Raw genomic sequence first — 9,103 nt, 5'->3', positions numbered from 1 at the left:
GCGCGCGGCCTTCGCCACCAGGAGCCGGTCGAGCGTACGGTCGGCCGCTGACCAGGAACGCCTGGTCAGCCAGCGTTCCACCTCTTCCAGCACGGTCGGTACTCCCTGACGTTTTCCATGGACGTGACCTGCGGATACGGTCGGACGTGATCCATCTCGCGGTGCGGACCACTATCTCAACCGTCCGCTCCTTCGGTTACAGTCTTGAACAACACGAATGACCTCCGCATGCCGGGGGTCTTTACGTGGAAAAACGCGCCGGACCTGGTCCGCCGCCATAGCGCTCATCCAGAGGGACTGAGGGAACGGCCCGTTGAAGTCCCGGCAACCCTCCCGCCGACCGCGAGGTCACGGTGGGGAAGGTGCCAATTCCGTCTTGCGGCGAAACGCGTCGTAAGGAAGATGAGGAGAAAGGGCCTCGCCATCATGGCTGTGCAGACCGTCCACCAGGCCAACGACACCGTCGACCTCGGACCCGCCGCCGCGCTCTCGTGCCGCGAATGCGGAGAGCGTTTCGATCTCGGCCCCCTTTTCGCCTGCGCGAGCTGTTTCGGGCCGCTCGAAGTCGCCTACGACCTGCCGAGCGGCACGCCGGAAGAGCTCAAGAAGCGCATCGCGGACGGCCCGGACAACATCTGGCGGTACGCGCCACTGCTGCCCGTTCCCGCCGATGTGGCCTCGAAGCCGAACATCAATCCCGGCTTCACCAAGCTGGTCAAGGCCGACAATCTCGCCCGCGAGCTGGGTATCACCGGCTCCCTGCACATCAAGGACGACTCCGGCAATCCGACGCACTCCTTCAAGGACCGTGTCGTCGCCATCGCCGTCGAGGCCGCCCGCGCCTTCGGCTTCACCACGCTCTCCTGCTCCTCCACCGGCAATCTGGCCGGTGCCGTCGGCGCCGCCGCCGCCCGCGCCGGCTTCCGCTCCTGTGTGTTCATCCCGCACGACCTGGAGCAGGGCAAGGTCGTCATGGCCGCGGTCTACGGCGGTGAACTCGTCGGCATCGAGGGCAACTACGACGATGTGAACCGCTTCTGCTCCGAGCTGATCGGCGATCCGCTGGGCGAGGGCTGGGGCTTCGTCAACGTCAACCTCCGTCCGTACTACGGCGAGGGCTCCAAGACCCTCGCGTACGAGATCTGCGAGCAGCTCGGCTGGCGGCTGCCCGACCAGATCGTCATCCCGATCGCCTCGGGATCGCAGCTCACGAAGATCGACAAGGGCCTCCAGGAGCTGATCGGGCTGGGGCTCGTGGAGGACAGGCCGTACAAGATCTTCGGCGCCCAGGCCACGGGCTGCTCGCCGGTGTCCACCGCCTTCAAGGCCGGACACGAGGTCGTACGGCCGCAGAAGCCGGACACCATCGCCAAGTCCCTGGCGATCGGCAACCCGGCCGACGGCCCGTACGTCCTGGACATCGCCCGCCGTACCGGGGGCGCGGTCGAGGACGTCGACGACGAGCAGATCGTCGACGCGATCAAGCTGCTGGCGCGCACCGAGGGCATCTTCGCGGAGACCGCGGGCGGGGTGACCGTCGGTGTGACCAGGAAGCTGATCGAGGCCGGAGTGCTCGACCCGGCGCTGACGACCGTGGTCCTCAACACGGGTGACGGACTGAAGACCCTGGACGCGGTGGCGCCGACGACGGGCCCGACCGCGACCATCCGCCCGAGCCTGGACGCGTTCCGCGCGGCCGGACTGGCCCGCTGACCCGACATGGCCGGGCCCGGCCCGGCCCGCTGATCCCGACGACGGCACGGAAGACGGAAGGCAGAACACCACTATGAGCGTCAATGTCCGCATCCCCACCATTCTCCGTACGTACACCGGCGGCAAGGCCGAGGTCCCGGCCGAGGGGGCGACCCTCTCCGAGGTCATCCAGTCCCTGGAGGCCGACCACCCCGGTATCGCCGCGCGGGTCCTGGACGACCAGGGCAAGTTGCGCCGGTTCGTGAACGTGTACGTGAACGACGACGACGTCCGCTTCGAGCAGGGCCTGGAGACCGCGACCCCGGCGGGCGCCGGCGTCTCGATCATCCCGGCGGTCGCCGGAGGCTGACTCCCGGCGTGGCTCCGGCATGGCCTCGGCGAGACTTCCGCGTCGCTTCCGTGAGGCTTCCGTGAGGCTTCGCCGTCACTGCACAGAGCGACCGGCATGGCTCCCTCCGCAAGAGAAGCGGAGGGAGCCATTCTTTATGGTTGAACGCGATAGAGTGTGGGAACGCCCCTCCACCGCCTCCGTGGCGTGTGTATGAGAACGCGACAAGATAGGGCTGAACTCCTGGTGCTGTTTGCACTATAGGTGCGCTTTGCCCGGCCCGACTTGCCCGGGAACGCAGCGGATTCGTCGCTATGCGTGTTCGGCCATGCCCAGAATTCTCGTCCGATTGACCTGTTGCAGAGGGCAGTTGGGCAGATACATTCAGCCGCGGTCGACGCGTTCCGGCGCGAAGTGTGGCCCCTGGAAGGGCCAGTAATAGGGGAGTTAGGCATGGCTCAGGGCACCGTCAAGTGGTTCAACGCGGAGAAGGGATACGGCTTCATCGCGGTCGACGGTGGTGCGGATGTTTTCGTCCACTACAGCGCGATCCAGATGGACGGTTACCGCACCCTTGAAGAAGGTCAGCGAGTGGAGTTCGAGATCTCGCAGGGCCAGAAGGGTCCGCAGGCGGACATGGTCAAGCTCGCCGTCTGATCCCGGCGCGATCGGCCACCGACGCACTCAGTTCACGGCTCAGGCCGAGGGGTCCGTATCCCGGAGACGGGATACGGGCCCCTCGTGCGTGTCCGGGCACCCTCTCGCGCGCCTTCCGGCGCTCCCCCCTTCCGGACTCCGCGTGTCCCCCCTTCCGGACTCCTTCCGGACTCCGCGACTCCGCGCGCCCGAGCCGGGGGCGCTTGCACTCTCGGGGGTCGAGTGCTAATCATTGGCGTTAGCACTCTGCGAGTGAGAGTGACAACTCAAGGACCGGGTCGGTGAGGCCCGAAGAGCCGGTGGGGCAAGGAACCGCACGGCTCTCAGGCCGTCCGTCGCGGGCGCCAGCGCGGTCCGATCCACCCGCCCCCTGGGCCTTGGCGGCCCGGGGAGACCCCCTGTCCGGGAGGACCACTTCACATGGCCAAGATCATCGCGTTCAACGAGGAGGCACGGCGCGGTCTCGAGCGCGGGATGAACCAGCTCGCCGACGCCGTCAAGGTCACCCTTGGCCCCAAGGGTCGTAACGTCGTCCTCGAGAAGAAGTGGGGCGCCCCCACGATCACCAACGATGGTGTGTCCATCGCCAAGGAGATCGAGCTCGAGGACCCGTACGAGAAGATCGGCGCCGAGCTGGTCAAGGAAGTCGCCAAGAAGACGGACGACGTCGCCGGCGACGGTACGACCACCGCGACCGTGCTGGCCCAGGCGCTCGTCCGCGAGGGCCTGCGCAACGTGGCCGCCGGCGCCAACCCGATGGCCCTCAAGCGTGGCATCGAGAAGGCCGTCGAGGCCGTCTCCGGCGCCCTGCTGGAGCAGGCCAAGGACGTGGAGACCAAGGAGCAGATCGCTTCGACCGCCTCCATCTCCGCCGCCGACACCCAGATCGGCGAGCTCATCGCCGAGGCCATGGACAAGGTCGGCAAGGAAGGCGTCATCACCGTCGAGGAGTCCCAGACCTTCGGTCTGGAGCTCGAACTGACGGAGGGCATGCGCTTCGACAAGGGCTACATCTCCGCGTACTTCGCCACCGACATGGAGCGTATGGAGGCGTCCCTGGACGACCCGTACCTCCTGATCGTCAACTCCAAGATCGGCAACGTGAAGGACCTCCTTCCGCTGCTGGAGAAGGTCATGCAGTCGGGCAAGCCCCTGCTGATCATCGCGGAGGACGTCGAGGGCGAGGCGCTGTCGACCCTGGTCGTCAACAAGATCCGTGGCACCTTCAAGTCCGTCGCCGTCAAGGCCCCGGGCTTCGGTGACCGCCGCAAGGCGATGCTGAACGACATCGCCATCCTCACCGGCGGCACGGTCATCTCCGAGGAGGTCGGCCTCAAGCTGGAGAACGCCGGTCTCGACCTGCTGGGCCGCGCCCGCAAGGTCGTCATCACCAAGGACGAGACCACCATCGTCGACGGTGCCGGTGACAGCGACCAGGTCGCCGGCCGGGTCAACCAGATCCGCGCCGAGATCGAGAACAGCGACTCGGACTACGACCGCGAGAAGCTCCAGGAGCGTCTGGCGAAGCTGGCCGGCGGCGTGGCCGTCATCAAGGCCGGTGCCGCGACCGAGGTCGAGCTCAAGGAGCGCAAGCACCGCATCGAGGACGCGGTGCGCAACGCCAAGGCCGCCGTCGAGGAGGGCATCGTCGCCGGTGGTGGCGTGGCTCTGCTCCAGGCCGCTTCGGTCTTCGAGAAGCTGGAGCTGGAGGGTGACGAGGCGACCGGCGCCAACGCCGTGAAGCTGGCGCTGGAGGCCCCGCTCAAGCAGATCGCCATCAACGGTGGTCTTGAGGGCGGCGTCGTCGTCGAGAAGGTCCGCAACCTGACGGTCGGTCACGGTCTGAACGCCGCGACCGGCGAGTACGTCGACATGATCGCCGAGGGCATCATCGACCCGGCGAAGGTCACGCGGTCCGCGCTCCAGAACGCGGCCTCCATCGCCGCGCTGTTCCTGACCACCGAGGCCGTCATCGCCGACAAGCCGGAGAAGGCCGCCGCGGCTGCTCCGGGCGGTATGCCGGGCGGTGACATGGACTTCTGAGCCTGACGGCTCGGATCCTGTCCTGGTTCCAGTACCGAGGGCGGCACCTCTTTCGGGGAGGTGCCGCCCTCGGGCGTTTCCCGGGCGGTGGCGCCTGCCGGGTGCCGGGCGCTCGATGCCGGGTGCCGGGGCTCGCGATGCGGGGTTCGGGGCTCGGGATTCGGGGCTTGCGGTTCGGGGTTTGTGGTTCTTCGGGCTCGGGGCTCGCGGCTTGCGGCTGTAAGGATCCGCCGGGCTCATGACATATGAGAGGTGTGGAAACCTTTCGGACGACGGGGAGCGACGGGGGCCGTACGCCCGACGGCGATCGCTCCGAGCGGTTCACGGCCATGTACGTACGCGAGCACCCGCGCGTATCGGCCTATGTCCACCGGCGGCTGGGCGACCGGGGCGCGGCGGAGGAACTGGCCGCGGAGGTCTTCAGGACCGCGTGGGAACGGATGGCCGCGGGCCAGGAGACCGGCAGCGGCTGGCTGTTCGTCACCGCGCGCAATCTGCTGAGCAATCACCACCGCAGGAGCGCGCGTCTGACCGAACTCCACCGGCGCATCACCGACGAACTGAGCCGCGCACCTGCGTCCGGGCAGGACACCGCCGTGCTGGACACGCTCGACCGGCTCCCGGACCGGCATCGGGAGGTGCTGATGCTCGGTTACTGGGACGGGCTGAGCGCCGCCGAGATGAGCGAGGTCCTCGGCTGCGGGGTGCCGGCGGTCTGGGTCCGGCTGCACCGGGCCCGTAAGGCGTTCCGAGACCTGTACGTACGGGACCGTTCCGTACGGTCCGAGCCCGAGCCCGAGGAGTCGGCGTGATGCGCGTCAAGTCCCTGATCAAGCAGGCCAATCCGGTGCCGGCCGCGCCCGCGCGTCGGGGGCCGGGCCGTCGCGCCGTCCTGGTGACGGCTCTCGCGGGCGGTACGGCCGCCGTCGTCGCGGGCGTCGCGTTCCTCGCGAGCGGGGGAGCACAGGCTCCGGGCGGGCGCCCGCCCGGAGGCGGCGGCGCCATCGCGGACCAGGAGTACTACCGGAGCACCGAGCGGTTGGAGGCGGTGGCCGACCTGATCGTACGGGGCAGGCTCGGGCCCGGCCGCGAGGAGGAGTCGGGCCCCGGCCGCGGCGGGAGCACCTACACGGTCGCGCCGGTGGATGTCACGGCGACGGCCAAGGGCGAAGTGCCGGGAAACCGGCTCCAGTTGTCGTACATCCCGCCGGGGGCCGCCGCCGAGACGGCGCCGCTGACCGCCGGGAAGGAGTATGTCTTCCTGCTGACGAAGGACGGCGCGACCGCTGGCGGCCACTACCTCGTGAGCACCATGCAGGGCTGGTACGCGGTGGACGGCGACGACCGGGCGACACCGGGCCCCGAGAACGACGTCCCCCTGAGCCCGACGGTACGCAGGGCCCTACGGCTCAGGGGCTGACCGGGCGGCCGGGTGACGGTGACCGGGGTGCGGGGTTCCCGCGGCTGTCAGCGGGTGTAGTCCGCCCGCGCCGCCGGAATTCGCCTGGACAAGGGCGGTCGCGACGATCCACAGTGACCCGCATGACCTCCCTCGTACGACACATCACGATCGACTGCGCCGACGCATACGCCCTCGCCGGCTTCTGGGCCGAGGTGCTCGGGGGCTCACTGGCCGAGGACGATCATCCCGGGGATCCCGAGGTGTTGGTGACGGCGCCCGGGGCCGCGCTGCTGTTCGTCACCGTGCCCGAGGCCAAGACCACCAAGAACAGGGTCCATCTGGATCTCCAGCCCCAGGACCGCACCCGCGACGAGGAGGTCGACCGCCTTCTCGCCCTCGGCGCCACGCTCGTGGCCGACCACCGACGCCCGGACGGCATGGGCTGGGTCACCCTCGCGGACCTGGAGGGAAACGAATTGTGCGTGGAACGCGGCGCGACGGAACGGGAACGGGCCTCGGCCTGACCGCCGTTCCGGCGTGCGGTCCGAAGGCCGCGCCCTCGGTGGACAGCGCGTGGAGGCCGGCGCCCTCATGATTCGGCGGGGGCGAGGGTGTCCAGCCAGGCGACGATGGTCGACGCCGCAGGCAGGCCCGCGTGTTCGAGCGGCATGTCGTGGCCGACGTTCGGGACGACGACCGGTTTCGCGCCCAGCAGTGCCGCGACGGTACGGGTGTCATGGACCGGCGTACGGTCGCTCTCCGGTCCCACCACCAGGACCGGGCAGCGAATGGCGTGGGGATCCACGGTGACGCTGCCGTTGCTGTACTGATTGATCACATTCGGCGACTCCGGCGTCAGACGGTCCATCAGCACGTCGAGTTCTTCCTCCGAGATATGGCGGAACCACATCTCCTGAAGCTGTTCCCTGGTCATCGTCACCGGCCGGTCCTTCGGATAGGCCGTCGACCGCATCGGCCCGAGCTGTCCGGGCCCCACGGTCGAGACCAGCACCAGTGCGTACGGCACATACGCCTCCGCCACCAACTGGGTCACCAGCCCGCCCATGCTGTGGCCCAGCAGGACGGGCGGCCGGAAGCCCGGATCGAGATCGGGGAAGAGGCCGCCGAGGACCGTACGGACCGCGGCCGCGTAGTCGCCGGGTGTGTACGCGAGGAACTCCGCCTCCGGTACGGCCCGGGAACCGGTGTGGTTGGGCAACGACATCGCCAGCGGCGTCCAGCCCGCCTTCGCGAACACCGGCATCCACCGCTCGTACGCCCACCAGCCGTGCATGGACCCGGGCACCAGCAGTATCCGGCCCCGCTCCTGGACCCCGGGGTCACGGGCCTCGCGGACCAGGAGTCCGTCCACGTCGTGGTCGGTCCACTCCAGCACCCTTCCCACGATAGGCCCTACGCTGGGGCGCGGCCCGGACAGGCGGAGCCTGTACGCCGGGCCGAGGATCACCGGGGATCACGACGTGGAGGATGATTGTGCGCTACCGCGAGCTGGGACGCAGTGGACTGTCCGTGTCCGAGATCGGTTACGGCGCCTGGGGCATCGGTGAGTCCGCCTGGGTGGGTGCCACGGAGGACGAATCCGTACGCGCCCTGAACCGCGCCATCGACCTCGGCGTGAACTTCATCGACACCGCCCGCGGCTACGGCGAGAGCGAGCGCATCGTCGGGCGCGTCGTGCGTGAGCGGGCCGCGGCGGGCGCCGGTTCCGCCGCCGGTGGTGACGAGATCCTCGTCGCGACCAAGGTCCCGCCGAAGAACCGCGCCTGGCCGGCGCCCGACGGCCTCGACCCGGCCGAGACCTTCCCGGGCGCGCACATCCGCGAAAGCCTGGAGACCAGTCTGCGCGCCTCCGGGCTGGACCACTTCGACGTCCTCCAGTTCCATGTCTGGAGCGACGAATGGGTCGGCCGCGGCGACTGGCTGGAGACGATCGCCGAGCTGAAGCGGGAAGGGAAGATCCGCCTGTTCGGCGTCTCGATCAACGACCACCAGCCGGACAACGCCCTCGCCCTCGTACGCAGCGGCGCCGTCGACACCGTGCAGGTCATCTACAACATCTTCGACCAGGCGCCCGCCGACACGCTGCTCCCGGCCTGTGAGGAGCACGGTGTCGGTGTCATCGTGCGGGTGGCCCTGGACGAGGGCGGCCTGACGGGTCGTATCACCGCCGGCACGACGTTCCCGGAAGGCGACTGGCGCAACGGCTACTTCCGCGACGACCGCCCGGCCCAGGTCGAGCGGCGCGTGGCCGCCATCGTGGGCGACCTCGGCATCGCCCCGGACGAGATCGCCGAGAACGCGCTGCGGTTCGTGCTGAGTTCACCGGCCGTCTCCACCGTCATCCCGGGCATGCGCACGGTGCGCAACGTCGAGCGCAACACGGCTCTGAGCGACGGCCGTCCGCTCACCGCGGACCAGCTCGCCGTACTGGCCAAGCACCGCTGGCAGCGCAACTTCTACGCCTGATCCCCGCTGCCCGCTGCCCGCCGTCCGCCGCCGGGACCCGTGCCCCGCCCTGGCCGGGCGGGCCGGGTGGTGGCGGAGGCATGGGGTGGGGGTTTCAGTTGGTGCGGGTGGCTTTCAGGGCGGTGCGCAAGTGGCCCTGGGAGTCGGCGAGAAGCGCGGCGGCGGTGGGGCCGTCGACGGAGCCGAGGATGGTGAGGATCGCGTTCTTCACCTCGCCGTCGGTGGCGGCGAGCGCGGTCTCGATCCGCTCGTCGGAGGCGCCGGTGGCGAGCGAGACGATACGGCGGGAGCGTGCGCGCAGCTTCTCGTTGGAGGCGCGTACGTCGACCATGAGGTTTCCGTAGGTCTTGCCGAGCCGGATCATGGTGATCGTCGAGAGCATGTTGAGGACGAGCTTCTGTGCCGTACCGGCCTTGAGGCGGGTGGAGCCGGTGATCAGCTCGGGCCCCACGACGACCTCGATGCCGTGCTCG

General features: G+C 69.2%; 9 protein-coding genes, 1 pseudogene and 1 riboswitch. Of the genes and pseudogenes, 8 read left to right on the top strand and 2 right to left on the bottom strand.

Translation table 11 applies throughout. The features are described 5' to 3' along the window. Positions 1–281 precede the first annotated feature (281 nt). Positions 282–409, top strand: a riboswitch (SAM riboswitch). A 17-nt stretch (positions 410–426) separates the two neighbouring features. From thrC to BFF77_RS15925, 7 genes are all read left to right on the top strand, one after another. Further along, a complete protein-coding gene (thrC, locus tag BFF77_RS15955) occupies positions 427–1,713 on the top strand; it encodes a threonine synthase (protein ID WP_066949622.1) in 1,287 nt (428 codons plus the stop codon). A gap of 73 nt (positions 1,714–1,786) precedes the next feature. Continuing rightward, positions 1,787–2,062, top strand: coding sequence for a ubiquitin-like small modifier protein 1 (locus BFF77_RS15950; protein ID WP_066949619.1), 276 nt, complete (start codon positions 1,787–1,789; stop codon positions 2,060–2,062). Positions 2,063–2,494: 432 nt separating this feature from the next. Continuing rightward, complete coding sequence (locus BFF77_RS15945; protein ID WP_005315736.1) at positions 2,495–2,698, top strand: cold-shock protein; 204 nt, start codon at positions 2,495–2,497, stop codon at positions 2,696–2,698. 420 nt (positions 2,699–3,118) lie between these two features. Continuing rightward, positions 3,119–4,741: a chaperonin GroEL gene (groL, locus tag BFF77_RS15940; protein WP_066949617.1), complete on the top strand. Its 1,623-nt coding sequence runs from the start codon at positions 3,119–3,121 to the stop codon at positions 4,739–4,741. Between the two features lie 254 nt (positions 4,742–4,995). Continuing rightward, complete coding sequence (locus tag BFF77_RS15935; protein ID WP_245703535.1) at positions 4,996–5,553, top strand: RNA polymerase sigma factor; 558 nt, start codon at positions 4,996–4,998, stop codon at positions 5,551–5,553. Beyond that, positions 5,553–6,161, top strand: coding sequence for a hypothetical protein (locus BFF77_RS15930; protein WP_066949614.1), 609 nt, complete (start codon positions 5,553–5,555; stop codon positions 6,159–6,161). Before BFF77_RS15935 ends, BFF77_RS15930 begins: the two co-directional genes overlap by 1 nt. Positions 6,162–6,283: 122 nt before the next feature. Then, on the top strand, positions 6,284–6,667 hold the full coding sequence (locus BFF77_RS15925; protein ID WP_066949610.1) for a VOC family protein: 384 nt from the start codon (positions 6,284–6,286) through the stop codon (positions 6,665–6,667). A 65-nt stretch (positions 6,668–6,732) separates the two neighbouring features. On the opposite strand, the gene BFF77_RS15920 is transcribed toward BFF77_RS15925, so the two are convergent. Continuing rightward, complete coding sequence (locus tag BFF77_RS15920) at positions 6,733–7,539, bottom strand: alpha/beta hydrolase (protein WP_066949608.1); 807 nt, start codon at positions 7,537–7,539, stop codon at positions 6,733–6,735. Between the two features lie 98 nt (positions 7,540–7,637). Here BFF77_RS15920 and BFF77_RS15915 point away from each other — a divergent pair, with 98 nt between their 5' ends. After that, the gene (locus BFF77_RS15915; RefSeq protein WP_066949625.1) at positions 7,638–8,630 is read left to right on the top strand and encodes an aldo/keto reductase; all 993 of its coding nucleotides are present in this window, start codon (positions 7,638–7,640) and stop codon (positions 8,628–8,630) included. A 94-nt stretch (positions 8,631–8,724) separates the two neighbouring features. Here BFF77_RS15915 and BFF77_RS15910 read toward each other — a convergent pair. Next, a pseudogene (locus tag BFF77_RS15910) lies at positions 8,725–9,103 on the bottom strand (N-acetylmuramic acid 6-phosphate etherase); the annotation flags it as partial.

The organism is Streptomyces lushanensis, assembly GCF_001700515.1.
In the GTDB taxonomy this organism is placed as follows: Bacteria; Actinomycetota; Actinomycetes; order Streptomycetales; family Streptomycetaceae; genus Streptomyces; species Streptomyces lushanensis.
This window is presented reverse-complemented; position numbering and strand designations above follow the sequence as displayed.

Excerpts from the sequence above, each read along its gene's own strand:
- thrC (WP_066949622.1), top strand. The coding sequence starts at position 427 with ATGGCTGTGCAGACCGTCCACCAGGCCAACGACACCGTCGACCTCGGA.
- BFF77_RS15950 (WP_066949619.1), top strand. The coding sequence starts at position 1,787 with ATGAGCGTCAATGTCCGCATCCCCACCATTCTCCGTACGTACACCGGC.
- BFF77_RS15945 (WP_005315736.1), top strand. The coding sequence starts at position 2,495 with ATGGCTCAGGGCACCGTCAAGTGGTTCAACGCGGAGAAGGGATACGGC.
- groL (WP_066949617.1), top strand. The coding sequence starts at position 3,119 with ATGGCCAAGATCATCGCGTTCAACGAGGAGGCACGGCGCGGTCTCGAG.
- BFF77_RS15930 (WP_066949614.1), top strand. The coding sequence starts at position 5,553 with ATGCGCGTCAAGTCCCTGATCAAGCAGGCCAATCCGGTGCCGGCCGCG.
- BFF77_RS15925 (WP_066949610.1), top strand. The coding sequence starts at position 6,284 with ATGACCTCCCTCGTACGACACATCACGATCGACTGCGCCGACGCATAC.